Below are 26501 nucleotides of genomic sequence, written 5' to 3' on the forward strand. Positions count from 1 at the left end.
GTCGTGAAACCTAAGGACACCATTTGGAAAGCCTGTTAACCCTACCTCTGGCTGGTGAGGCCCGAGTCAGGATTTTACAAATTACAGATACTCACCTGTTTGCCGAAAAGCATGAAACGCTGTTAGGCGTCAATACCTGGGAAAGTTACCAGGCCGTGCTGGAGGCTATTCGGGCGCAACAGTATGAATATGATCTGATCGTGGCCACCGGCGATCTGGCGCAGGATCAATCCGCTGCGGCTTATCAGCATTTTGCTGAGGGTATCGCAAGCTTTCGCGCGCCTTGCGTTTGGCTACCGGGCAATCATGATTTTCAGCCGGCAATGTACAGCGCGCTGCAAGAGGCGGGGATTTCCCCGGCTAAACGCGTGTTAATCGGTGAACAATGGCAGATTTTGTTGCTGGATAGCCAGGTGTTTGGCGTTCCGCATGGCGAACTGAGCGAGTTCCAACTGGAATGGCTTGAGCGTAAGCTCGCCGATGCGCCAGAGAGACAGACATTGCTCCTGTTGCACCACCATCCGTTGCCGGCAGGGTGCAGTTGGTTGGATCAGCACAGCTTGCGTAATGCCGGTGAGCTGGATAGCGTGCTGGCAAATTTCCCGCGTGTAAAATATCTGTTATGCGGACATATTCACCAGGAGCTGGATCTTGACTGGAACGGTCGCCGTCTGCTGGCGTCGCCGTCAACCTGCGTACAGTTCAAACCGCACTGCGCGAACTTTACGCTGGATACTATCGCGCCGGGCTGGCGTACGCTGGAGCTCCGGGCGAACGGCGTCCTGGAGACGGAAGTGCATCGCCTGCAGGATACCCGGTTCCGACCCGATACCGCTTCGGAAGGATACTGATGTCTACGCTTCTCTATTTGCACGGATTCAACAGTTCCCCTCGCTCGGCAAAAGCGTGCCAGCTAAAAAACTGGCTGGCGGAGCGTCATCCGCATGTTGAGATGATCGTCCCTCAGCTGCCGCCGTATCCTGCCGATGCGGCGGAGTTGCTGGAATCTCTCGTGCTTGAGCATGGCGGTGCGCCATTAGGGCTGGTAGGATCGTCGCTGGGTGGTTATTACGCCACCTGGCTGTCGCAATGTTTTATGCTGCCGGCTGTGGTGGTGAATCCCGCCGTGCGGCCCTTTGAATTACTGACCGACTATCTCGGTCAGAACGAGAACCCCTACACCGGGCAGCAATATGTGCTAGAGTCTCGCCATATTTATGATCTTAAAGTCATGCAGATTGACCCGCTGGAAGCGCCGGACCTGATCTGGCTACTGCAACAGACGGGCGATGAAGTGCTGGATTACCGCCAGGCGGTGGCATATTACGCCTCCTGCCGTCAGACAGTGACCGAGGGTGGTAATCACGCATTCACGGGCTTCGAAGATTATTTCAACCAGATTGTCGATTTTCTTGGACTGCACAGTTGCTGACAATCAATTCGAATTGCTAATTAAACCATGACGCAAACTTATAACGCTGATGCCATTGAGGTACTCACTGGGCTTGAGCCGGTACGCCGCCGCCCGGGGATGTACACCGATACGACCCGCCCCAACCATTTGGGTCAGGAAGTGATTGATAATAGTGTGGATGAAGCACTGGCAGGTCACGCCAAACGCGTGGATGTCATTTTACATGCCGATCAATCGCTGGAAGTGATTGACGACGGACGCGGGATGCCGGTGGATATCCATCCGGAAGAGGGGGTTCCGGCGGTAGAACTGATCCTCTGTCGGCTTCATGCCGGCGGTAAATTCTCCAATAAGAACTATCAGTTCTCTGGTGGTCTGCATGGGGTGGGGATTTCGGTAGTAAATGCCCTGTCAAAGCGCGTGGAAGTGACCGTGCGCCGCGACGGTCAGGTCTATAACATCGCGTTTGAAAACGGCGAAAAAGTGCAGGATTTGCAGGTTGTCGGCACCTGCGGTAAACGTAATACTGGAACCAGCGTCCATTTCTGGCCGGACGAAAGTTTCTTCGACAGCCCGCGTTTTTCTGTCTCTCGCTTAATGCACGTTCTGAAAGCAAAAGCGGTGCTGTGTCCCGGCGTGGAAATCACTTTTAAAGATGAAGTGAATAACAGCGAGCAGCGCTGGTGCTACCAGGATGGTCTGAACGACTATCTGGGCGAAGCGGTAAACGGCCTGCCGACGCTGCCGGAAAAGCCGTTTATCGGTAATTTTAACGGTGAAACGGAAGCGGTTGACTGGGCGCTATTGTGGCTGCCGGAAGGCGGCGAATTACTGACGGAAAGCTACGTCAACCTGATCCCGACCATGCAGGGGGGGACGCACGTCAACGGTCTGCGCCAGGGCCTGCTCGACGCGATGCGCGAATTTTGCGAATACCGCAATATTCTGCCGCGCGGCGTCAAACTGTCGGCGGAAGATATCTGGGATCGCTGCGCTTATGTGCTTTCCGTGAAAATGCAGGACCCGCAATTTGCCGGGCAGACCAAAGAGCGTCTGTCGTCGCGTCAATGTGCGGCATTTGTTTCCGGCGTGGTGAAAGATGCCTTCAGCCTGTGGCTGAACCAGAACGTGCAGGCGGCGGAACAACTGGCAGAGATGGCGATTGCCAGCGCGCAGCGGCGACTGCGCGCCGCAAAAAAAGTGGTGCGCAAAAAGCTCACCAGCGGCCCGGCGTTGCCGGGGAAACTGGCGGACTGTACCGCGCAGGATCTTAATCGGACCGAGCTGTTCCTTGTGGAAGGGGATTCGGCGGGCGGTTCCGCCAAGCAGGCGCGCGATCGCGAATATCAGGCGATCATGCCGCTCAAAGGTAAGATCCTTAACACCTGGGAGGTCTCTTCCGATGAAGTGCTGGCCTCGCAAGAAGTGCATGATATTTCCGTGGCGATCGGTATCGATCCGGACAGCGACGATCTGAGTCAGCTGCGCTACGGCAAGATCTGTATCCTGGCGGATGCGGACTCCGATGGTTTGCATATCGCTACTCTGCTTTGCGCGCTGTTTGTCAGACACTTCCGCGCGCTGGTGAAGAATGGTCATGTCTACGTCGCGCTACCGCCGCTATACCGTATCGATTTGGGTAAAGAGGTCTATTACGCGCTGACGGAAGAAGAGAAGGCGGGCGTACTGGAACAACTGAAGCGTAAGAAAGGCAAGCCGAACGTACAGCGTTTCAAAGGCCTGGGAGAAATGAACCCGATGCAGTTACGCGAAACCACGCTTGATCCGAATACTCGCCGCCTGGTGCAGCTCACCATTAGCGATGAAGACGATCAGCGTACTAATGCGATGATGGATATGCTGCTGGCGAAGAAACGTTCTGAAGATCGACGCAACTGGCTACAGGAAAAAGGCGATCTCGCGGATCTCGACGTGTAACGGTTGTTGCACGCTTTATCTGGTCTGCATGCCGCAGGCCGGATAAGCGAATCCGACATGACGCCGCAGCCTGATGGCGACACTTGCGCATCGCATCAGGGCGACGTCAGACGAGGGTAATAACTTAAACGCCGGATTCCAGAATACGAATATTCATTTCCAGCACATCGTCTTTTACCGCGTCGCTGTAGGCTTTCATATGCGGGGTTTGCAGATGTGCCTCAAGGTGCGCAACGCTTTCCCACTGTTCAATCATCACGATCGAGTCAGGCGCCAGAGTCTGAAAACTCACGCCCGCGGCATGATCCACCATCGGCGCGTAACCGTGGCACCCCTCTTCTTTAAGAACGGTTGGAATAATTTTCGCAAACTGGTCGAGGACGGCCTGACGGTGATGTTGGCCCGGACGCGTGCGAATTTCGGCAATGACGGTAAGCATGGTTAACTCCTTCTAATTCCAGGATGACCAGTTAAGCAAAAATTTCGCTCAGATGCTTGCGATATTCTGCGGTATAGCGCGGAACATCCGGCATTTTAATCACGTCGTTGGCAATAAACGTTGGCAGCGCGTCCATGCCCAGGAACTGGTTGGCTTTATGGAATGGCAGATAGACGCCATCTACGCCTACACCGTGGAAAAACTGATCTTTTTCGGTAAATGCTTCCATCGGCGCGTTCCACGTCAGTGACAGCATATATTTTTTCCCCTGCACCAGACCGCCGGAACCGTACTTTTTAGCGGCATCGGAACGCGTGCGGCCATCGCTGGCATAGAGCGTACCGTGACCTTCGGTAAAGACATCATCCATATATTTTTTTACTGTCCATGGCGCGCCCATCCACCAGCCTGGCATCTGCCAAATCACCACGTCAGCCCAGACGAAATTCTGCACCTCTTCTTTAATGTCATAGTCGCTGTCGGCGCGGACGATCTTAACCTGATGACCCAGATCGCGCAGCAGCCCATCGGCAACTTCGGTCAGGGTGTCATTCAACTGGCCGTTGGAGTGCGCGAATTTTTTCGCCCCGTTGATAATCAGGATGTTACTCATTTTGTGTCCTCAAGAAATGCGTTTGCTGCTGATTCTACGCTGACGGGCGGTGCGGTGAAATTAGCAAAATGTGCAAAGTCTTTTGCGTTTTTGGCAAAAGTCTCTGTTACCAACTTACTACGGCCTCAAATCCACCTTCCGCGGCGTTGCCAAACGACACCGTCATGCCGTGCAGCGTAGCGATGCGGCGGACGATTGATAATCCCAGACCGCTGCCGGTCACACTTTGGCCTGGCGGGCGGTAAAAACGCTCGCCGATATGCGTCAGAATCTCTGGCGCTACGCCGGGGCCATTATCTCTGACGGTGAAGCTGCGGGCATGTAAGGTAACGTCGACGACGCTGCCCTGCGGACTGTAGCGAATCGCATTATCCAGCAGGTTACGCACTAACAGGCTTAAGAGTAGCGGCTGGCCGGTACGTATGACGTCATGGGCGTTAAGCTGTAAACGCACGTCGATATTCGCCTGCTGCGCCGGATGATAAATATCCATTACCGCGGACTGCAGCAGCTCTTCCAGCGAAATCTCCGCTACATCCTGCAAATTATTGAGCGAGTCGAGACGCGATAACGTCAGTAGCTGATCGACCAGTCGCGTGGCGCGATCGATCCCCGCATGGAGCTGGGTCAGCGCTTTATCACGCGATAGCGGATCGTCGCCCGAGAGCTGCGCCACCTCGGTTTGTACTTTCAGCGCGGCCAGCGGGCTGCGCAATTCATGGGCGGCGTCGGAGGTAAATCGCCGTTCGCGCACCATCATGGAGTGGATGCGGCTAAAAAGCTGATTAAGCGCTTCGACCAGTGGGCGAACCTCGCTCGGTACGCCTTTGGCGTCGAGCGGCGTTTCCGATTCCGGCGACCGGAAGCGTAGCGCCTGCGCCAGTTTTTTCAATGGTCTGAGCTCGCGGTGAAGCAGGAGTAATAAAATTAGCAGCATGAAGGGAAGGGCGATCAGCCACGGCGTTAATTGCGCCGCCACGATCGCCAGCGCCATATCTTCGCGGTAATCCCACTCCTGACCGACGACGATACGATACTTGCCGTCCGCCGAGTTCAACCACAAAAAACGCCAGAGGTCGTTGTCATCCTTCAGATAGCCATTGTCGAAACCTTCCCGGCGATAGCGATACGGAATATCCTGGCCGTTGTCGCCATCATGCAGCAACATTTTGCCGTCAGCGGAAAAGATGGCGAACGCCAGCGCATCGTCATCGATATGCCCATGTTTTAATTTCTTTGGCGTATGCGCCATGCGCTGCGGGGCGTTGATCTCGTTAAGATCGAGGGTGCTAAGCCGTCTGGCGAACAACATCAACTGTGTGTCAAACAGCTCGTCGACATTATCCGTCGTCTTTCTCCAGGCCACAAAACTGGAGATTGCCCAGGTGATGGAGACCAGAATCAGGAAAATAAGCGTCAGCCTGACGCGCAGGCTGAGACGTTGCGTCAATTTCATGCGTCACCCAGGGTGTAGCCGATGCCGTGCACGGTGCGAATAAATTCGCTGCCGAGCTTGCGGCGTAAATGATGAACATGGACTTCCACTGCATTGCTGGACACGTCGTCATCCCAGTTATACAGCTTCTCTTCAATAAGCTTGCGCGGCAGCACGCGACCTTTGTTGCGCAGTAAGAGTTCCAGCAACGCGAACTCTTTTGGTTTTAGGGCCAGTGGTTCGCCGGCAAGCGTCGCGACGAGATTGCCTGGATTGAGCGTCACCTGGCCGTGGCGCAATTCGCTACTGGCCTGACCGCTGGCGCGGCGTACCAGCGCCTCCAGACGGGCGGCGACCTCAATGAGCGCGAAAGGTTTACATAAATAGTCATCGGCGCCCAGACGTAGCCCCTCGACGCGCTCTGCTAACGCGTCGCGCGCCGTCAGGATCAGTACCGGTTCCTGTTTACCCTTTTCGCGCCATTCGCGCAAAATATCCCGTCCGTCCATGCCTGGCAGCGTCAAATCTAAAATAACCGCATCATAAGGCGCGCTGTAAAGCGCCTCTTTGCCCGGACGTCCCTCGGTAAACCAGTCGACGCTGAAACCCATTTTACTCAGGCCCGCTTTTATGCCATCGCCAATAAGTGTGTCATCTTCTACCAGTAAAATTCGCATCTGTTCTTCCTTGCGGTAACTCGCGTTGCCGTCAGTTAACCTTGTCGCCGCAGGCGATGTACAGAAAAAAAGATTCTTTTTTTGCCTTAAGAAGTTGTTAAGGATTACCTTATTAAATGGATCTGAAACGACATGAAAGGGAAAAGTAATCATGAAAAAATTAGCTGCAATCGTTGCCGTTATGGCACTGTGTTCTACCCCGGTTCTGGCGGCTCAGCAGGGCGGTTTCTCCGGCCCGTCGGCGACGCAAACGCAAGGCGGCGGATTTGTCGGCCCGAACGGCAGCAGCACGACGGTAGAGAGCGCTAAATCGCTGCGTGACGATGCGTGGGTAACGCTGCGCGGGAATATCGTCGAGCGCATTTCCGACGATCTGTATGTGTTTAAAGATGCGACCGGTACTATCAATGTGGACATTGACCACAAGCGCTGGAACGGCCTGACCGTAACCCCGCAGGATACCGTTGAAATTCAGGGCGAAGTGGATAAAGACTGGAACTCTGTCGAAATCGACGTAAAACAGATTCGTAAAGTGAATCCGTAATCCCACATTGCGCAAGATCGGTCAGGATTCACAGCCGCCCGGTGGGCAGAATAGGCCACAAGGAGGCAGTGATGAATGACCTGATCAGCGCGGCTTATTCCGAACGTCTGCGGCGCGTTTGCGACCACATTGAGCGTCATCTGGATGAGCCTCTGTCGATTGAGGCGTTAAGCCGGATGGCGCACAGCTCGCCGTTTCATTTTCACCGGCAGTTTACCACCTGGAGCGGGCTTCCGCTCTATCGCTATATCCAGTGGTTGCGTTTGCGCCGCGCGTCATGGCGGCTGGCGTTTAACCCGCAGGATAAAGTTATCGATATCGCGCTGGATGCCGGGTTTCAGAATCCGGAGTCGTTCACACGTGCTTTCAAAACCGCGTTTGGTCAAAGCCCGCGCCGGTTTCGGCAATCGCCGGACTGGCTGGCCTGGCACCAGCGCGTTCCTAAACTTGCGTTACAGGAGCAGCATGTCATGGACGTAAAAATCGTTGAATTTCCACCTACCCGCGTCGCGATGCTGACGCATCTGGGGCATCCGGATAAGGTCAACGCCAGCGCGGCGAAATTTATTGCATGGCGACGCGAAACGGGCCAGTCGCCGATTGCCAGCAGTCAAACTTTTGGTATTGCCTGGCACGACCCGCAGACGACGCCGCCGGCTCAATTCCGCTTTGATATCTGCGGCAGCGTCCGCCAGCCGATAGCCGAAAATGACGTTGGCGTGGTGAATAGCGAGATTCCTGGCGGGCGCTGCGCGGTGGTGCGCCATCAGGGATCGCTCGACAGCCTCCCGGAGAGCGTGTGGTATTTATTCCGCGAATGGCTACCCGCCAGCGGTGAGACGCCGCGCGATTTTCCGGTCTTCTTCCAGTACCTGAATTTCGTCCATGAGGTCGCGGAACATGAGCTGCTGACGGATATCTATCTGCCGCTTCGTTAACTTCCTCGCCACCTGTCTCACGGTTTGTGACTCAGACCGTGAGATAGGGTATTATCTGCGGCAATATTGCCGTCCGAACGGTCAGCATGCAGATTGAGGATCCCCTGTTAATGAGCGATATGGCAGAGCGCCTTGCGCTACATGAATTTACGGAAAACGCCTACTTAAACTACTCCATGTACGTGATCATGGATCGTGCGTTGCCGTTTATTGGCGACGGCCTGAAGCCGGTACAGCGCCGCATCGTCTATGCGATGTCAGAGCTGGGGCTGAACGCCACCGCTAAATTTAAAAAATCCGCCCGTACCGTTGGTGACGTACTGGGTAAGTATCACCCGCATGGCGACAGCGCCTGCTATGAAGCCATGGTGCTGATGGCGCAGCCGTTCTCTTACCGTTACCCGCTGGTCGATGGCCAGGGGAACTGGGGCGCGCCGGATGATCCGAAGTCATTCGCGGCGATGCGTTATACCGAATCCCGCCTGTCCAAATACGCCGAGCTGCTGTTAAGCGAACTCGGTCAGGGGACGGCGGACTGGGTGCCAAACTTCGACGGCACCATGCAGGAACCGAAAATGTTACCGGCGCGTCTGCCGAACATCCTGCTGAACGGCACCACCGGTATTGCGGTGGGCATGGCAACAGATATCCCGCCGCACAACCTGCGCGAAGTGGCGAAAGCGGCGATTACGCTGATTGAGCAGCCGAAAACGACGCTGGATCAGTTGCTGGATATCGTTCAGGGGCCGGATTACCCGACCGAAGCGGAGATCATTACCCCACGTGCGGAAATTCGTAAAATTTACGAAAACGGGCGGGGCTCCGTGCGTATGCGCGCGGTATGGACCAAAGAAGACGGCGCTGTGGTAATTTCCGCGCTGCCGCATCAGGTCTCTGGCGCGAAAGTGCTGGAGCAGATTGCTGCGCAGATGCGTAATAAAAAACTGCCGATGGTGGACGATCTGCGCGATGAATCGGATCACGAAAACCCGACGCGTTTAGTGATTGTGCCACGCTCCAACCGTGTGGATATGGAACAGGTGATGAACCATCTGTTCGCCACCACCGATCTGGAAAAAAGCTACCGTATTAACCTGAACATGATCGGTCTGGATGGTCGTCCGGCGGTGAAAAACCTGCTGGAGATCCTCACCGAGTGGCTGGCGTTCCGCCGCGACACGGTGCGCCGTCGTCTGAACTATCGTCTGGAGAAAGTGCTTAAGCGCCTGCATATCCTCGAAGGTTTGCTGGTGGCGTTTCTCAACATCGACGAAGTGATTGAGATTATCCGTAGCGAAGACGAGCCAAAACCCGCGCTGATGTCGCGTTTCGGCATCAGCGAAACCCAGGCGGAAGCGATTCTCGAACTGAAACTGCGCCATCTCGCCAAACTGGAAGAGATGAAAATTCGCGGCGAGCAGGACGAGCTGGAAAAAGAGAGGGACCAGTTGCAGGGCATTCTCGCGTCCGAACGCAAAATGAATACCTTGCTGAAAAAAGAACTACAGGCGGACGCCGATGCCTATGGCGACGATCGCCGTTCTCCGCTGCGTGAGCGCGAAGAAGCTAAAGCGATGAGCGAACACGATATGCTGCCGTCCGAACCGGTGACTATCGTGCTGTCGCAGATGGGCTGGGTGCGCAGCGCCAAAGGTCATGATATTGATGCGCCGGGGCTTAACTATAAAGCGGGCGACAGCTTTAAAGCCGCGGTGAAAGGTAAGAGCAATCAACCGGTGGTGTTTATTGATACCACCGGGCGCAGCTATGCTATTGATCCCATTACGCTTCCGTCGGCGCGTGGGCAGGGCGAGCCGCTGACCGGCAAACTCACGCTGCCGCCGGGGGCGACCGTAGAGCATATGCTGATGGAAGGCGATGACCAGAAACTGCTGATGGCGTCGGATGCGGGCTACGGCTTCGTTTGTACGTTTAACGATCTGGTTGCCCGTAACCGTGCCGGTAAGACATTGATTACACTGCCGGAAAATGCGCACGTCATGCCGCCGCTGGTGATTGAAGACGAGCACGATATGCTGCTGGCGATTACCCAGGCCGGACGGATGTTGATGTTCCCGGTAGACTCTCTGCCGCAGCTGTCGAAAGGCAAAGGGAATAAGATCATTAATATCCCCTCTGCAGAAGCGGCGAAAGGCGATGATGGACTGGCGCACCTGTACGTGCTGCCGCCACAAAGCACTCTGACTATCCATGTCGGGAAGCGCAAAATCAAACTGCGCCCTGAAGAGTTACAAAAGGTGGTCGGTGAACGCGGACGCCGTGGCACATTAATGCGCGGCCTGCAGCGTATCGATCGCATTGAGATTGATTCGCCGCATCGCGTAAGTCATGGCGACAGCGAAGAGTAAGACAGGGGCGCCCGTAGGCCGGACAAGGCATCTAAGCCGCCATCCGGCGCTCTGCCGTTGCCGGATGACGACGCAGTAGCGTCTTATCCGGCCTACGGTTTCAGATCGGATTAACATTAAAATTTCCCGTAAAACCGTTGTTTATTCGTGCATTGCGATTAACAATACGTTTTTCCAGAGAGCCACACTTACCAAAATCCTAACCTGAATTTCAGGTGACGTAGAATGCCGGGCTCTTAGGCCTTCAGAGGTTGTTATGCTATATATTTTTCGTCTTATTGTTACCGTTATTTACTCCATTCTGGTCTGTGTTTTCGGTTCTATTTACTGCCTTTTCAGCCCACGTAACCCAAAACACGTGGCGACGTTTGGACATATGTTCGGCCGTCTGGCCCCGCTGTTTGGCCTGAAAGTGGAGTGCCGCAAACCCGCCGACGCGGAAAACTATGGCAATGCTATCTATATTGCTAACCATCAGAATAATTATGATATGGTCACGGCGGCGAATATTGTGCAGCCGCCAACGGTGACGGTGGGGAAAAAAAGCCTGCTTTGGATCCCGTTTTTTGGGCAACTGTACTGGCTGACCGGTAATCTGTTGATTGACCGTAATAACCGCGCCAAAGCGCATAGCACCATTGCGGCAGTGGTTAACCATTTTAAAAAGCGCCGTATTTCTATCTGGATGTTCCCTGAAGGTACGCGTAGCCGGGGACGCGGTCTGCTGCCGTTTAAAACCGGCGCGTTTCATGCGGCTATCGCGGCTGGTGTGCCGATCATTCCTGTCTGCGTTTCCAACACCTCTAACAAAGTCAATCTAAACCGCCTGAACAACGGACTGGTTATTGTGGAAATGCTGCCGCCAGTCGACGTCAGCGAATATGGTAAAGATCAGGTTCGCGAGCTGGCGGCCCACTGCCGTGCGTTAATGGAGCAAAAAATCGCGGAACTTGATAAAGAGGTTGCGGAACGTGAAGCGACCGGTAAGGTTTAAGCAGCCTTACTCTGTTATTGTAGAAATCATTTTTTCAGGCACAACTCTTTAGCCTGTTTTACATGGAGCTTATATGTCATTCAGTCGGCGTCAGTTTCTTCAGGCATCGGGAATCGCACTATGTGCAGGCGCGATTCCCCTCAGGGCGAATGCTGCCGGTCAGCAACAGCCGTTGCCTGTTCCGCCGTTGCTGGAGTCCCGTCGCGGGCAGCCGTTGTTTATGACGCTACAGCGAGCGCACTGGTCCTTTACGCAAGGCACGCGCGCGCCGGTCTGGGGAGTGAACGGTCGTTATCTGGGGCCGACAATCCGCGTCTGGAAAGGCGATGACGTTAAACTCATCTATAGCAACCGCCTGGCGGAAAATGTCTCCATGACGGTTGCTGGTTTACTGGTGCCGGGGCCGCTGATGGGTGGCCCGGCGCGTATGATGTCGCCGAACGCGGACTGGGCGCCGGTGTTGCCGATTCGTCAGAGCGCCGCGACGCTGTGGTATCACGCTAACACGCCTAACCGCACCGCGCAGCAGGTGTATAACGGCCTGGCAGGAATGTGGCTGGTCGAAGACGACATCAGTAAAACGCTGCCCATTCCGAACCATTACGGCGTGGATGATTTTCCCGTCATTATCCAGGATAAACGGCTGGATAACTTTGGGACGCCGGAGTACAGCGAACCGGGAAGCGGTGGTTTTGTCGGCGATACGCTGCTGGTGAACGGCGCGCAAAGCCCCTATGTCGAAGTGTCCCGCGGCTGGGTGCGGTTACGGTTGTTGAACGCCTCGAACTCGCGGCGCTATCAGCTTCAGATGAGCGATGGCCGGGCGCTGCATGTGATTTCAGGCGATCAGGGCTTTTTACCTGCGCCGGTTTCCGTCAAACAGTTGTCACTGGCGCCCGGCGAGCGACGTGAAATCCTGGTTGATATGACCAACGGCGACGAAGTCTCGATCACCTGCGGGGAAGCGGCCAGCATAGTCGATCGGATTCGCGGTTTCTTTGAGCCTTCCAGTATTCTGGTTTCGACCCTGGTGCTGACGTTACGGCCAACCGGATTGCTGCCGCTGGTGACCGATAATCTGCCGATGCGTCTGTTGCCGACGGAGATCATGAGCGGCGCGCCTGTCCGCAGTCGGGACATCAGTCTTGGCGACGATCCGGGGATTAACGGCCAACTGTGGGATGTGAATCGCATTGATATTACCGCCCAACAAGGCACCTGGGAGCGCTGGACGGTACGCGCCGATATGCCGCAGTCGTTCCATATTGAGGGCGTCTCTTTCCTGATTCGTAACGTCAACGGCGCTATGCCGTTCCCGGAAGATAGAGGCTGGAAAGATACCGTCTGGGTGGATGGGCAAGTCGAACTGCTGGTCTATTACGGTCAGCCGTCCTGGCCGCACTTCCCGTTCTATTTCAACAGCCAGACGCTGGAAATGGCTGACCGCGGCTCGATTGGGCAAATGCTGGTGAATCCAGCGTCGTAAAGCGTCCGAGTACGGGTCTGAATAGCGCAGACCCGTCAGGGTTTTCAGGAAGGAGCAAACAGCGTGGGAAGCAGCAGACTCAACTGCGGGAAGTAGCAAATCATCGCCATGACCACAAAGAGTGCCAGAAACATCGGTAATAGCGGTTTGACGACTTTATCAATACTGATTTTGCCGATACTGCAACCGACGAACAAAATAGTGCCTACCAGGGGCGTACACAGTCCGATGGTTAAATTGAAAACCATAATAATGCCAAAATGGACAGGGTCGATTCCCAGATGTTGAGCAATGGGAAGGAAAATAGGCGTAAAGATTAGAATAGCCGGGGTAATATCCATAAACGTCCCGACGAATAACAAAATGAGATTGATAATCAGCAAGATGACCCATTTATTTTCGGACACGCTGGTAATCATTTCATTAATCAGTTCAGGAACATCAGCATTGGTCATCGCCCATGACATTCCCATTGAGCAGCCGACCAGTAAGAGAACAATAGAGCTGGTTACTACCGAATCCAGCAGAATATCGCGCAACTTACTCACATTAATTTCTCGATAAATGGCCGCCAGCGCCAGGCTATAGATTACCGCGATCGCAGAGGCCTCTGTTGGCGTAAATACGCCGCCGATAATGCCGCCGATAATAATAAATATCAGCAACAGGCTGGGCAACGAATCGCGGAATACCGACAGAAACTGCCGCAGGTTGATGCGTTCGGCAACCGGGTAATGGTGGCGATGGGCATACAGCGCCGCTACCGTCATTAAAGCCAGCGCGGTTAAGATGCCGGGCAGGTAGCCCGCCAAAAACAGGGCGGCGACAGAGGTGCCGCCGCTAGCCAGCGAATAGACAATTAGCACATTGCTGGGCGGGATCATCAGGCCAATCGGCGCCGAAGCGACGTTGATCGCCGTAGAGAACGCCGGAGAGTAGCCCTCTTTTTCCTGTAATGGCGACATGATGCCGCCCACCGCGGCCGCAGAAGCGACCGCCGAGCCGGATATCGCGCCAAACAGGGTGTTCGCCAGAATATTGCAGTGCGCCAGCGAACCGGGAAGGCGGCCAACTAACGCCTGAGCCAGATTCACCAGGCGCCGGGCGATTCCCCCGGTATTCATGATATTGCCGGCTAACACAAAAAAGGGGATCGCCAGCAGCGTAAAGCCATCGAGACCGACGGTCATTTTTTGCGAAATAACCGAGATTGCCGCATCCGGGGGAAGGGCTATCAGGATTGAGAATAAGGACGACAGCCCGATAGCGAATGTAATAGGAACGCCGACCGCCAGCATAATGGCAAAGCTGCCAAATAAAACAATTATTGGGTAAATATATTCAAAGTCCATATATCCCTCGTTAGCGAAGATGGCGCTGATGATAATTATCAATAACGTTCACAATGGTGTAGTACACCAGGATGACGCCGCTAATCGGCATGACCCAATAGACTTTATCCATAGGCCATTTTAATACCGGGGACATTTGGCTGACGTGCGCCGCTTTTTCAACAATAATATCACCGCCGTACACCATAAAAATCAGCGCGAACACGGTAATAATCACCTGAATGATACTGTCGAGCATGAGGGCGGGCGTTCGGGAGAGTTTTTGCGCTAACAAATCGATAGCTAAATGTTTTTTTAATCCGGCGGTATAGACGCCGCCTAACAGAATCATCCACATAAAAAGAATCTGGGTGAATTCGTCGAGCGTGCTGCTTGGCGCGTTGAATATAAAGCGCGCCGCCACCTGCCAGGATACGCAGGCAACCATGACCGCCAGAATAATACAGCAGCACCCGGCCAGTATTTTGTTCAGTGCATTGGTGAGTATTCGCATATTACATCCTGTAAAGGGCAGGAGAACCCTGCCCGGCAGATTTACATATTCTCGATGTATTCCAGATCCTTCGCTGACTGAGCGTCTTTTGCGCGGAACTCATCAAACAAGGGCTTAACACGCTGTTTGAACGCGGATTTATCAATATCAACAACAGTCGCGTTCATGGCCTTCATGCTCTCATAAGCCTCTTTTTCCGCGGCGGGCCAGATGACATCTTTCATTTGCTGCATGGATTCATCTGCGGCTTTATATAACGCCTTCCGCTCTTTATCGCTCAATTTGTTAAGTACTTTGGTACTGATGACCAGGACATCCGGCACCATCGTGTGCTCGTCGCGGGAATAGAATTTCGCCACCTCCGCATGACGCATATCGGCATAAACCACGGGGTTGTTTTCGCCGCCATCGACCACGCCTTGCTGGAGCGCGGTATAGAGTTCGCCTTGCGCCATCGGCGTCGGCACGCCGCCGAGAGCTTTCACCATCGCGATAGCGCTGGGGCTTTGCTGCACTCTGATTTTCATACCGGCTAAATCGTCGGGTTGAGTGATGGGCTTACCAGCGTAAAAACTGCGGGCGCCGCCGTCGTACCAGGTTAAGCCGACGAAGCCTTTGCTTTCGGAGGACGCGAGAATGCGTTTCCCTAAGTCGCTTTTCAGTACGTTGTAGTAGTGATCGCGGTCGCGGAATAAAAACGGCAGGCTAAACACGCTATATTCCGGCGCAAAAGACTCCAGCGATGCCGCATTGACTTTCACCATTTGCAGAGCGCCGGAGTTCATCAATTCCAGCGATTCACGTTCGTTGCCCAGCGTGGCGTTGGGGTAAATACGAATATTTAATTCGCCGTCCGAATAGGCTTTCGCTTTGTCGGCCAGATAGCTCATCGCTTTGTGAACGGCGTGGCTTTTATCCTGATTGTGGCTCAGTTTCAGCGTGGTTTTGGCGAGCGCTGGAAATGCCAGTAGCAAACAGCCGGCCAGTAATACCGCTGATGTTGTGAATGAACGTGTGTTTTTCATATCTGCTTCCTTATAGGTTGGGATTCCTGTGGTTATCGTTGATTAATTAATAACCTGCTGATACGTAAGGTGTTGCGTTGGGGAAAGGCGTGGTGATGGTGTTCTTTATCCCCTGAATTCTGTCAGCCAATTTAATTTAATCAATAGACCAAAGAAAGAGATCTGGTTCACAGAAGAAAGTCATGGTAAAAACAGTGTCGTGAGCAATTCAGCGAAGTTTTTTTATATATTACTGATAATGTGATGTTTTTTTACTTTTTGTTGTTATGACGATACTGCGTTTTTAGACGTGGGTATAATTAATTGCATACCAATTTGAAGATATTCATAAGACCAATTTCAAACACCTCAGGCCAGGCCGTTGAAAGTTGTTTCTATTTCGCGCCAGTCCTGCATATAAGGCGATAATCTCCTTCATTTTCGCTATAGATACGGCTTATAATCCCCGACCTTTGATTATTTTTTTGCCAATCGTTTTGGAAGCATTATGAGCGCTATCTCCCTGATCCAACCGGATCGCGACCTTTTCTCCTGGCCGCAGTACTGGGCCGCCTGCTTTGGGCCGGCGCCGTTTTTGCCGATGTCACGTGACGAGATGGATCAACTTGGCTGGGATAGCTGCGACATTATTCTGGTAACCGGCGACGCCTACGTCGACCATCCGAGCTTCGGCATGGCGATTTGCGGTCGTATGCTGGAAGCGCAGGGCTTCCGCGTGGGGATCATCGCCCAGCCGGACTGGAACAGCAAAGACGACTTTATGCGTCTGGGAAAACCGAACCTGTTCTTCGGCGTCACCGCCGGCAACATGGACTCGATGATTAACCGTTACACCGCTGACCGTAAGCTGCGCCACGATGACGCCTACACCCCGGATAACGTCGCGGGCAAACGCCCGGACCGCGCCACGCTGGTCTATACCCAGCGTTGCAAAGAAGCGTGGAAAGATGTCCCGGTGATCCTTGGCGGCATTGAGGCCAGTCTGCGCCGTACCGCGCATTACGACTACTGGTCTGATACTGTGCGTCGTTCAGTGTTAGTCGATTCCAAAGCCGACATGCTGATGTTTGGCAACGGCGAGCGTCCGCTGGTGGAAGTGGCGCATCGTCTGGCAATGGGCGAAACCATCGATCAGATTCGTGATGTGCGTAACACTGCGATTATGGTTAAAGAAGCGCTGCCAGGCTGGAGCGGCGTCGACTCCACTCGTCTGGACACGCCGGGTAAAATCGATCCAATTCCCCATCCCTATGGCGAGGATCTGCCGTGCGCGGATAACAAGCCGGTCGCGCCGAAAAAGCAGGAAGCTAAAGCGATTACCGTGCAGCCGCCGCGTCCGAAGCCGTGGGAAAAAACCTATATCCTGCTGCCATCCTTTGAAAAGGTGAAAGGCGACAAGGTGCTGTACGCCCATGCGTCGCGTATTCTGCATCACGAAACTAACCCTGGCTGCGCGCGGGCGCTGATGCAAAAACACGGCGACCGCTATGTCTGGATCAACCCGCCCGCCATACCGCTCTCCACTGAAGAGATGGATAGCGTGTTTGCGCTGCCGTATCAGCGTGTGCCGCACCCGGCTTACGGCAATGCCCGTATTCCGGCCTATGAGATGATCCGCTTTTCGATCAATATCATGCGCGGCTGCTTTGGCGGCTGCTCTTTCTGCTCGATCACTGAACATGAAGGGCGCATCATTCAGAGCCGTTCAGAAGACTCTATCATCAACGAGATCGAAGCGATCCGCGACACGGTGCCGGGGTTTACCGGCGTGATCTCCGATCTGGGCGGTCCTACCGCGAACATGTATATGCTGCGCTGTAAGTCGCCGCGTGCGGAGCAGACCTGTCGTCGCCTGTCATGCGTCTATCCGGATATCTGTCCGCATATGGATACTGACCATACGCCGACGATCAATCTTTATCGCCGCGCCCGTGAGCTGAAAGGCATTAAGAAAATCTTAATTGCCTCCGGCGTGCGCTACGACATCGCCGTAGAAGATCCTCGCTACATTAAAGAGCTGGCGAGCCATCATGTGGGCGGCTATCTGAAGATTGCGCCGGAGCATACTGAAGAAGGTCCGCTGTCGAAAATGATGAAGCCGGGTATGGGCAGCTACGATCGCTTTAAAGAGTTATTTGACCTTTACTCTAAACAGGCCGGAAAAGAGCAGTATCTGATCCCATATTTTATCTCCGCGCATCCGGGCACGCGGGACGAGGATATGGTGAATCTGGCGCTGTGGCTCAAGCGCCACCGCTTCCGTCTGGATCAGGTGCAGAACTTCTACCCGTCGCCGTTGGCAAATTCGACCACCATGTATTACACCGGCAAAAACCCGCTGGGTAAAATTGGTTATAAGAGTGAAGATGTGGTGGTGCCGAAGGGAGACAGGCAGCGTCGCCTGCATAAGGCGCTGCTGCGTTATCACGATCCGGCGAACTGGCCGCTGATTCGCCAGGCGCTGGAAGCGATGGGGAAAAAGCATTTGATTGGCGGTCGCCGTGAGTGTCTGGTGCCTGCGCCGACCATTGAAGAGATGCGCGAAGCGCGTCGCCAGAACCGCAACACGCGCCCGGCGTTGACCAAGCATACGCCGGTGGAACATCAGCGGCAGGGGCTTGCTGCGAATAAGAAGCGCGGGAAAGGCGCAGGGCGTTAATTACCTTTGAATCTGTTGCTTCTGGAAGCTAATGTTTCTGGAAGTAACAGACATCTAAATATATTGTGTCGATCTTTAGTAATTGCTAAATTACGGGGAGCTTTATATTTTATTTAAATATTATTGATTGTATAAATTAATTATATATTACCTTAATGATTAAGGCATGATGCTTGTATACAGCCCCAGAGGAGGGGATATCATGGGTATGATTATTATTCCCTGTTTTATCGTAATTGCTATAATAGCTGTTGTTATATTCATAATGGCTATTAAAGCATGTAATATGGAAAAACGTGAAGACAGGCAAATGACTCTTGCAGGGATAATTTTAATGGGTGTTATTGCCGCTATTCCTGGATGGTTTTTGTACGAAATATTTAGCCACGCGCCGTAATATTTAACCTACCAGGGTTGATATATTAAAATAGATAAGAAGTATATAATCTAAGGTATAATGCCTGACGGCGCTGCGCTTATCAGGTCTATGAATAGCACAGTTTTGTAGGCCGGATAAGGTGCTTACACCGCCATCCGGCAGAAGTGCTCCGTATTTATGCCTCACGAATTCTGGCCGCCAGCGCGGCCAGTTTTTCATCATCAGCCCGTTCATGATCGTGTGACGACAGATATCCTTCATACTGTTCGAAAAATTTATTCTGCCGCGATTCAATCGGTTTCCAGTGGGTTAAATCGCCAGTACCGTGCATGGGGCTTAATTTACTGTGCACATGGTCTACGCCGAAACCTTCGAAGAACATTCCCGTACGACTGACATCCGGGAAAGCCTTATCCAGTTTCTTCGCCACTTTTTGGGTCGCCAGCATCAGGTCCGCTAACGCCTGCGGCGGTAGATCGAACGCGTAGCTGGGGTAATGTTTTTTCGGGATCACTACGGTAAACCCATCGGTATTCGGAAAAATCGACAAAAAAGCCAGGTGATGCTCATCTTCCCAAACTTTATGACAAGGTGCTTTACCTTCAACTATTTGACAGAAAATGCAGGTCATTCCATTTCTCCGTTAACCGAGGGGCTTATCGATGCGTTAAGCGTTTAATACAACCCTAACACTTTCCACCATGCGAGGCCGACTGTCAAAAAGACCGCCTGATTAAAGAGACTGATAATAAATCCCGTTCGCCACCAGACGCCCGTCGGTACATAGCCGGCGCCAAAAAGAATGGGGCCGCGTGCGTGGGTATACTGCGTAAGAGAGCAGTACAGGCTGCTGGTAAACGCCAGCATGAGCGCCATCGGCGCCGCCGGTATATTCAGATGCAGACCGACGCCCAGAAATACCGCATACAGCGCGGCGATTTGCGCGTTGCCGCTGGCGAAAAAATAGTGGGTATAAAAATAGGCTGCGTTAAGCAGCAGCAGGATGATTATCCAACTGGTTCCATGCATCGTGCTGCCGATGCTGTCGCCAATCAGGTTGCCAAACCAGCTGGTGAATCCTAGTTTCTTCAACTGGTTAGCCATCATCAGCAGCGCGGCAAACCAAATCAACGTATCCCAGGCGCCTTTTTCGCTTTTAACGTCTTCCCAGGTGAGCACGCCGCTCAGTAATAAAATAGAGAGACCGACAAAAGAGGCCGTCGTGGCATCCACGCCGAGCGAGCTGCCAAAAATCCATAGCACCAGCAACACGCCGACGGTCGCCAGCATGAGCCACTCGCCGCGCGTCATACTGCCCATTTGCGCCAGCTCTTTGCGCGCCAAATCCGGCGCATCCGGCGTATGTTTAATTTCCGGACGGGTCAGCCAGTAGACCAGCAGCGGGACGATAAGAAAAGAGACCAGGCAAGGCAGGAGCGCGGCGATAAACCAGCTTCCCCAGCTCAACGTAACGCCGGCGTTCGCCGCCAGTTTTACCGCCAGCAGGTTACCCGTATAACCGGTCATAAACAGTGCGGCAGTGACGTCGTTAACATTGCCAATACAGGTGATCAGAAAGGTGCCGATTTTGCTGCGAGACTCATCTTCCGGATGTGAATCAAAGCTGCGCGCCAGCGAGTCGGCGATCGGGTAAATCACGCCGCCGCAGCGCGCGGTGTTACTGGGCATCGCGGGAGAGAGGATCAGATCGGCAAACGCCAGACCATAAGCCAGACCCAGCGTTCGTTTACCTAACAGACGGATCATTTGTAGGGCGATACGCCGACCCAGCCCGGTTTTGATAAACCCACGGGCAATCATAAAGGCGACGACGATAAGCCAGATCAGCGAACTGTTCAGCTCGCTCAAGGCCGTGGTAATCGCGCCGCTGGCCGTTTTGTCGCCGGCAGCATAGGCGAGCGCAAAGACGGTGATACCAATAATACCGACCGCGCCAATAGGCAGCACTTTCGCCACGATAGAGGCGATCGTCGCGACAAAAATAATCGCGGAATGCCAGGCCGGCGCGCTTAACCCGGAAGGGGGCGTTAGCTGCCACAGTCCGGCGGCGATAACCAGAATAAGAATGAATGGGAGCCATTTGACGCCCTGAGATTTTTTTTCCGCCACAATCACACATCCATAAATATTTTATATGCATTAAGTAAATTCATAATAAATATGAATAATTATTCACAAAATCAGAATAATTCTGCGCTTGTGTGTGGGGGAAATATACTGTTAAATGCGCGTAATTGTTTCTTAATGTTTCGGAATGCAAAAAAGCCCGACGACATCGTCGGGCATGGCGTGCGATAAATCCGGCTTAACCGCCGAACTGATCCGGATCGGGACCGAGGCGTTTTCCTTGATCCAGTTTTGCGATCTCGCCTAATTCATCTTTATCGAGACGGAAATCCCAGACAGCAAAGTTTTCCGCGATACGGGAAGGGGTGACGGATTTCGGAATGACGACCAGCCCGCAGTCCAGATGCCAGCGAATAACAATCTGGGCGGGCGTTTTGCCGTATTTATCCGCCAGTTCGCGAATCACTTTCTGATCGAATACGCCTTCGCCACCCTGCGCCAGCGGGCTCCAGGACTCGGTCTGGATTTTATGCGTCGCATTCCACGCATGTAGCTGGCGCTGTTGCATCAAGGGGTGAAGCTCGATCTGGTTGATCACAGGGGTAACGCCGGTTTCATCGATCAGACGCTGGAGGTGATGGATCTGAAAGTTACAGACCCCGATACTCTTTACCAGCCCCTCTTTTTGCAGCGCGATCATGCCCTTCCAGGCGTCGACATAGTGATCGATAGCCGGTACAGGCCAGTGCATCAGATAGAGATCGAGATAATCAAGCTGCAGTTTTTTCAGACTCTCCTGCAGGGCTTCGCGGGGACGTTTTTGATCGTCATTCCACAACTTGGTGGTGATAAACAGCTCTTCCCGCGCTACGCTCGCTGCTTTTAGCGCTTTGCCGACGCCTTCTTCATTCTGATATGCTGTGGCGGTATCAATCGATCGATAGCCCACCTCCAGCGCTTTATGAATCGCCGCGATCACCTCTTCATTGCTTGCTTTCCAGACTCCCAGCCCAAGTTGTGGCATTACGTTGCCATCCTGTAGCCTGATAATGGTTGGATTAGCCATGATGTGTTCCTCTTTTAATTGGCTCGCCGGAGTCGGGTCCGGCGAGACTAAGTGACTTAAGTCTGGACGAAATGGCCAAAAACGAAAGTCAGAGGCGAAAAAACCTTAGCGCGCCGCTTCATAAATCCGACGGCTGACATCCAGCGTAATATCCTGATTTTCACCTAAATTTATGCATCCATGCGCCTCAAGTTTAGCCAGTAGCGCCGGAATAGTGCTGCCATCCAGACCGTAATCGGACAGGTGGGTAGGCACGCCCATCTGTTCGAAGAAACGGCGGGTGGCGGCAATGGCGGCATCAATACGCTCGTCGTCGGAACCGTCGGTGATATTCCATACACGTTCAGCATATTGCAGGAGTTTTGCACGTTTAACGTCTCGTTTTTCGTTCCATAGCGCAGGCAGAATGATAGCCAGCGTCTGGGCATGATCGAGACCGTGCATCGCGGTAAGCTCGTGGCCCAGCATATGCGTCGCCCAGTCCTGCGGAACCCCAGCGCCAATCAGGCCATTTAACGCCTGAGTAGCGGCCCACATCACGTTAGCGCGGACGTCATAGTTTTCAGGCTCTTGCAGCGCTTTGGGACCTTCTTCGATCAGTGTGAGTAAAATACCTTCGGCGAAACGATCCTGAATTTTGCCGTTAACCGGGTAAGTGACGTACTGCTCAACGGTATGGACGAAAGCATCCACGACGCCGTTCGCAACCTGGCGCGGCGGCAATGTATAGGTGTAGACCGGGTCCAGTACGGCAAACACCGGTTGCACGAACGAGGAGTGGAAGGCCTGTTTGTCGCCAGTGGTTTTACGGGAAATGACTGCGCCGGCGTTCGATTCTGAGCCGGTTGCCGGTAGGGTCAGCACAGACCCCATCGGGATTGCGCTACGAATCTCAGTACCGCCGGTTTCCAGAATGTGCCACGGATCGACGCCGTCCGTATACTGCGCCGCTGCGGCGATAAATTTGGTGCCGTCCAGTACGGAACCGCCGCCAACGGCCAGCAGGAAGGTAATATTTTCGTCGCGCACAAGCTGCACGGCCTTCATCAGCGTTTCATAGGACGGGTTCGGTTCAATACCGCCAAACTCCCGAACATCCAGTCCTTTTAACGCTTCCTGAACTTGCGCCAGTACGCCGGTCTTTTTCACGCTACCGCCGCCATAGGTAATCAGCACGCGGGCGTCCTGCGGGATTTGATCGCGAAGATCGACGATAGCGCCTTTACCAAACAGAATGCGGGTAGGGGTATGTAATTTGAAATTGTTCATTGCTCATTCCCTTATGTGGGTAAAAAGAGGGCAGGCGGCTGTCTGCCTGATGGTCATCATTGTGGTCTTGTGAGGGATGTCTCTCAATGCACATTTCTGCCAATGTTTTGCCTATTTCTCCAGAATGCTGGAGAAAATCGCTAAAAATGCGCACAATCCAGCGGAGTGGATTTGATGAAAAAATGGCGCGTTATGAATCGTGAAGCAATTTGCTTACAGTTGGCGGATAAAATTAATCATTTAAAAAATAATGATAAAATAATCAGCGAGCGGCTGGCGGGCATTCGTCTGTTGTATGGTGTTGAACCGGGGCCGCGCACGCCGGTCATGTATCAGCCTGGCATCATATTTCTCTTTTCCGGCCATAAAATTGGCTATATTAACAAGCGCAAGTTTCGTTATGACGCTAATGAATATCTCTTACTGACCGTGCCGCTCCCTTTTGAATGCGAGACCTGGGCGACGCCGGAGGTACCGCTGGCCGGCATTCGGCTCGACATTGATGTGCTGCAACTGCAAGAGTTGCTCATGGACATTGGCGAAGATGAGCGTTTCCAGTTGCCGATGGCGGCCAGTGGGATTAACTCCGCCACGCTGTCGGACGAGATTTTATGTGCGGTGGAAAGATTGCTGGATGTGATGGAGCGCCCGCTGGATGCGCGGATTCTGGGAAAACAGATTATTCGCGAAATTCTTTATCATGTGCTGATGGGGCCGCGCGGCGGGGCGCTGCTTGCGCTGGTTAGTCGCCAGACGCACTTTAGCCTGATCAGTCGCGTACTTAAACAGATCGAAATGAAATACACCGAGAACCTGAATGTTGAGCAACTGGCGGCAGAAGCGAACATGAGCGTGTCGGCGTTTCACCATAATTTTAAGGCGGTCACCAGCACCTCGCCGTTGCAGTATTTAAAAAGCTACCGACTGCATAAAGCGCGGATGATGATGATTCACGACGGTATGAAGGCCAGCGCCGCGGCGATGCGGGTCGGCTATGAGAGCGCATCGCAGTTTAGCCGGGAGTTTAAACGTTATTTTGGCGTTACGCCGGGCGAAGATGCGGCAAGAATGCGGACAATGCAAGGGAGCTAAGTGGGGCATCCCGCCACGGGTCAACGAAGCGTAACCGGGCCATCCTGGCCGATTATGGATACGTCAGGCGTTACAGTATTTCTTTTTAATCACCACGACCAGCGTACCTAACAGCCCGGCGACCAGTAGCGCGACGGGAAGGATCATTAAAAATGTCATTACCTGGTCTTCATGGCGCTTAACAAACGGGATCATACTGAGCGCGTAGCCGAAGCTGGTCACGACAGTCACCCACAGCAGGCCGCTTAACCAGTTAAAAAACTGAAACCGGCGGTTGGACAGGCCGGAAATACCCGCCATTGTTGGCAGCAGAGTGCGGACAAACGCCAGAAAGCGCCCGGCAAGCAACGCTAACAAACCGTGACGGTCAAACATACAGGTGGCGCGCTGATGATATTTTGCCGGAAGCTGCGCCAGCCAGCCTTTGACGGTACGCGTATTACCGAGCCAGCGTCCCTGGATATAACTTAGCCAGCAGCCGAGACTGGCCGCGGTGGTGAGAATGCCAATCGTCGGCAAAAAATGCATCACATCCTGGGCGATCAACGCGCCTGCCAGCAGCAGCAGACTATCGCCAGGTAAGAATGACGCTGGCAGCAGACCGTTTTCTAAAAATAGCGTGGCGAACATGACAAAGTAGACGACGCTAACAACGTGTGGATTCGCCAGCGCGGCAAAATCATGTTGCCAGAGCGCAGCGATAATATCTTGAATGACAGCCATGAACTTTCCTGTGGAACAGCATTTATGCTTTTATTCGCCTATTGTACTCCTGAATCGTCCGGGATGCCTTGATCCCGGACGCAACAAACGCAGACTTTTCCACGGAAATTGTCTGCATATATGTCCATCCCCGGCAACTTTACACAATTCTGGCGAAGCCGGCGGCTAAATCAGCGATCAAATCATCAACACTCTCTAAACCAATATGCACCCGGACCAGCGTACCGGTAAAATCTACGCCGCCTGCGGGACGAATTGCGGCGATCTGTTCCGGCTGATTAGCAATAATCAGCGATTCGTAGCCTCCCCAGGAGTAGGCCATACTGAACAGCGAAAAGTTATCCAGATAGGCTGATAATTCTGCCTCGGTCAGCTTTTTATTGAGCACAAAGGAGAACAGGCCGCTGCTGCCTGTAAAGTCTCGTTTCCAGAACGCATGACCTTTGCTACCCGGCAGGGCCGGATGATTAACGCGCGCGACCTGAGGATGGTTCGCCAGCCATGCGGCGATTTTGAGGCTGCTTTCTTGATGCTGGCGCAGTCGGACACCGAGTGTGCGCAGACCGCGGCTGGTCATATAAGCCGTGTCGGCGTCGAGCATTTGCCCCATCAGATAGGCGTTTTCCCGCAATTGTTCCCAGCAGCGCGCATTTGCAACGGCAGTACCGACCATCGCATCAGAATGACCAATCAGATACTTAGTGCCCGCCTGGATAGAGATATCAATATCGAATTCCAGAGCTTTGAACAGAACGCCAGCCGCCCAGGTATTATCAATCATGATGACGGCTTCTGGCGCGACGCGTCTGACCGCACTGACAATGCTCGGAATATCATGTACTTCCATGGTAATAGAACCGGGGGATTCCAGAAATACGACTTTCGTGTTCGGCTGAATATGTTGCGTGATATCAGCGCCGATGAGCGGGTCGAACCAGCTTGTCGTCACGCCCAGTTTGCCGAGAATTTTGCTGCAGAAATCCTGGCTGGGTTCATAAGCTGTGTTGGTCATCAGGATGTGGTCGCCCTGCTCAACGAATGCCAGAATGGTGTTGGCGACCGCCGCCGCGCCGCACGGGAAGAGCGCGCATCCGGCGCCGCCTTCCAGTTCACACATGGCTTCCTGGAGCGAAAAGTGGGTCAGCGTTCCCCGGCGTCCGTAAAATAATTCGCCGTTGGCGAGATTGCGGGTAGCGTGTTTTTTGGCCTCGACGGTGTCAAACACCAGTGAAGAAGCGCGTTGAATCACACTATTCACTGAGCCAAGCGTGTATTTTTTGCTGCGTCCTGCGTTTACCAGTTTGGTATCCAACTGTTTATCCGTCATGTTGCGTTTCCTGATTTTAACCGTCTGGATGTCTAAACTAGCATGAATATAACCATCTGCACCCTGGCGACGTGTGATACAGATGAAAATTTTGCCAAAATAAAAACAGGTGGCTTTTTTAATGCGTAAGCGCAAAGAAAAAGCAGTAAAGGTGCGGCAGTATGTAAATAGTAATGAGAAC

General features: G+C 53.4%; 23 protein-coding genes and 1 pseudogene. 11 read left to right on the plus strand and 13 right to left on the minus strand.

The genetic code is table 11. From position 1 onward, the window contains the following. Positions 1-23 precede the first annotated feature (23 nt). The 3 genes from cpdA to parE are packed head-to-tail and all read left to right on the plus strand — an operon-like array spanning position 24 to position 3352. Entirely contained in the window at positions 24-851 is an 828-nt protein-coding gene (cpdA, locus tag QEN31_RS03330; RefSeq protein ID WP_000444735.1) for a 3',5'-cyclic-AMP phosphodiesterase, read from the plus strand. Then, positions 851-1432 (plus strand): esterase YqiA, encoded by a 582-nt coding sequence (yqiA, locus tag QEN31_RS03335; RefSeq protein WP_000105725.1) that lies wholly within the window; start codon positions 851-853, stop codon positions 1430-1432. Before cpdA ends, yqiA begins: the two co-directional genes overlap by 1 nt. A gap of 27 nt (positions 1433-1459) precedes the next feature. Beyond that, positions 1460-3352, plus strand: a complete 1893-nt coding sequence (gene parE / locus QEN31_RS03340) for a DNA topoisomerase IV subunit B (protein WP_000195318.1) — start codon at positions 1460-1462, stop codon at positions 3350-3352. A 124-nt stretch (positions 3353-3476) separates the two neighbouring features. Here the strand turns inward: parE and QEN31_RS03345 are convergent, their stop codons facing one another. From QEN31_RS03345 to qseB, 4 genes are all read right to left on the minus strand, one after another. Then, positions 3477-3791 carry a putative quinol monooxygenase gene (locus QEN31_RS03345; RefSeq protein ID WP_000958587.1) on the minus strand — a complete coding sequence of 105 codons (315 nt, stop codon included), beginning with the start codon at positions 3789-3791 and terminating at the stop codon, positions 3477-3479. 31 nt (positions 3792-3822) lie between these two features. Then, a complete protein-coding gene (locus QEN31_RS03350; protein ID WP_000065416.1) occupies positions 3823-4404 on the minus strand; it encodes an NAD(P)H-dependent oxidoreductase in 582 nt (193 codons plus the stop codon). A 106-nt stretch (positions 4405-4510) separates the two neighbouring features. After that, complete coding sequence (gene qseC, locus QEN31_RS03355; protein ID WP_000779328.1) at positions 4511-5860, minus strand: quorum sensing histidine kinase QseC; 1350 nt, start codon at positions 5858-5860, stop codon at positions 4511-4513. Beyond that, positions 5857-6516, minus strand: a complete 660-nt coding sequence (gene qseB / locus QEN31_RS03360) for a quorum sensing response regulator transcription factor QseB (protein WP_001221574.1) — start codon at positions 6514-6516, stop codon at positions 5857-5859. Before qseB ends, qseC begins: the two co-directional genes overlap by 4 nt. Before the next feature lie 151 nt (positions 6517-6667). On the opposite strand from qseB, the gene QEN31_RS03365 reads away from it, so the two are divergent. From QEN31_RS03365 to ftsP, 5 genes are all read left to right on the plus strand, one after another. Then, positions 6668-7060, plus strand: coding sequence for a YgiW/YdeI family stress tolerance OB fold protein (locus tag QEN31_RS03365; RefSeq protein ID WP_000731552.1), 393 nt, complete (start codon positions 6668-6670; stop codon positions 7058-7060). A gap of 71 nt (positions 7061-7131) precedes the next feature. Next, entirely contained in the window at positions 7132-7998 is an 867-nt protein-coding gene (locus QEN31_RS03370; protein ID WP_000998789.1) for an AraC family transcriptional regulator, read from the plus strand. A 110-nt stretch (positions 7999-8108) separates the two neighbouring features. After that, the gene (gene parC / locus QEN31_RS03375; protein ID WP_001281908.1) at positions 8109-10367 is read left to right on the plus strand and encodes a DNA topoisomerase IV subunit A; all 2259 of its coding nucleotides are present in this window, start codon (positions 8109-8111) and stop codon (positions 10365-10367) included. A 256-nt stretch (positions 10368-10623) separates the two neighbouring features. Next, the gene (gene plsC, locus QEN31_RS03380) at positions 10624-11361 is read left to right on the plus strand and encodes a 1-acylglycerol-3-phosphate O-acyltransferase (RefSeq protein WP_000965730.1); all 738 of its coding nucleotides are present in this window, start codon (positions 10624-10626) and stop codon (positions 11359-11361) included. A 73-nt stretch (positions 11362-11434) separates the two neighbouring features. After that, complete coding sequence (gene ftsP / locus QEN31_RS03385) at positions 11435-12847, plus strand: cell division protein FtsP (RefSeq protein ID WP_000010658.1); 1413 nt, start codon at positions 11435-11437, stop codon at positions 12845-12847. Between the two features lie 44 nt (positions 12848-12891). Here the strand turns inward: ftsP and QEN31_RS03390 are convergent, their stop codons facing one another. The 3 genes from QEN31_RS03390 to QEN31_RS03400 are packed head-to-tail and all read right to left on the minus strand — an operon-like array spanning position 12892 to position 15717. Continuing rightward, positions 12892-14199 carry a TRAP transporter large permease gene (locus tag QEN31_RS03390; RefSeq protein ID WP_099949606.1) on the minus strand — a complete coding sequence of 436 codons (1308 nt, stop codon included), beginning with the start codon at positions 14197-14199 and terminating at the stop codon, positions 12892-12894. A 10-nt stretch (positions 14200-14209) separates the two neighbouring features. Continuing rightward, entirely contained in the window at positions 14210-14692 is a 483-nt protein-coding gene (locus tag QEN31_RS03395) for a TRAP transporter small permease (protein ID WP_001221827.1), read from the minus strand. 41 nt (positions 14693-14733) lie between these two features. Next, positions 14734-15717, minus strand: a complete 984-nt coding sequence (locus QEN31_RS03400) for a TRAP transporter substrate-binding protein (protein WP_000799367.1) — start codon at positions 15715-15717, stop codon at positions 14734-14736. 487 nt (positions 15718-16204) lie between these two features. Between QEN31_RS03400 and QEN31_RS03405 the strand changes: the two genes are divergently transcribed. Next, a complete protein-coding gene (locus QEN31_RS03405; RefSeq protein ID WP_001274458.1) occupies positions 16205-18376 on the plus strand; it encodes a YgiQ family radical SAM protein in 2172 nt (723 codons plus the stop codon). A 202-nt stretch (positions 18377-18578) separates the two neighbouring features. Continuing rightward, complete coding sequence (locus QEN31_RS03410; RefSeq protein WP_000525382.1) at positions 18579-18773, plus strand: hypothetical protein; 195 nt, start codon at positions 18579-18581, stop codon at positions 18771-18773. A 157-nt stretch (positions 18774-18930) separates the two neighbouring features. Here the strand turns inward: QEN31_RS03410 and QEN31_RS03415 are convergent, their stop codons facing one another. From QEN31_RS03415 to yqhD, 4 genes and pseudogenes are all read right to left on the minus strand, one after another. Beyond that, positions 18931-19386, minus strand: coding sequence for an HIT family protein (locus QEN31_RS03415; RefSeq protein WP_000128242.1), 456 nt, complete (start codon positions 19384-19386; stop codon positions 18931-18933). A 44-nt stretch (positions 19387-19430) separates the two neighbouring features. Further along, positions 19431-20916, minus strand: a pseudogene (locus tag QEN31_RS03420) (DASS family sodium-coupled anion symporter). A gap of 165 nt (positions 20917-21081) precedes the next feature. After that, positions 21082-21909, minus strand: coding sequence for a 2,5-didehydrogluconate reductase DkgA (dkgA, locus tag QEN31_RS03425; protein ID WP_000013100.1), 828 nt, complete (start codon positions 21907-21909; stop codon positions 21082-21084). 105 nt (positions 21910-22014) lie between these two features. Next, positions 22015-23178, minus strand: coding sequence for an alcohol dehydrogenase (gene yqhD / locus QEN31_RS03430; protein WP_001058719.1), 1164 nt, complete (start codon positions 23176-23178; stop codon positions 22015-22017). A gap of 192 nt (positions 23179-23370) precedes the next feature. Here yqhD and QEN31_RS03435 point away from each other — a divergent pair, with 192 nt between their 5' ends. Further along, a complete protein-coding gene (locus tag QEN31_RS03435) occupies positions 23371-24270 on the plus strand; it encodes an AraC family transcriptional regulator (RefSeq protein ID WP_001078198.1) in 900 nt (299 codons plus the stop codon). Positions 24271-24333: 63 nt separating this feature from the next. On the opposite strand, the gene yghB is transcribed toward QEN31_RS03435, so the two are convergent. Then, entirely contained in the window at positions 24334-24993 is a 660-nt protein-coding gene (gene yghB / locus QEN31_RS03440) for a DedA family general envelope maintenance protein YghB (RefSeq protein ID WP_000268444.1), read from the minus strand. Positions 24994-25132: 139 nt separating this feature from the next. Further along, positions 25133-26320, minus strand: a complete 1188-nt coding sequence (metC, locus tag QEN31_RS03445) for a cystathionine beta-lyase (RefSeq protein ID WP_000130262.1) — start codon at positions 26318-26320, stop codon at positions 25133-25135. Positions 26321-26501 lie beyond the last annotated feature (181 nt).

The sequence above is a fragment of the Salmonella sp. SA15303 genome, from assembly GCF_029962125.1.
GTDB lineage: Bacteria > Pseudomonadota > Gammaproteobacteria > Enterobacterales > Enterobacteriaceae > Salmonella > Salmonella enterica.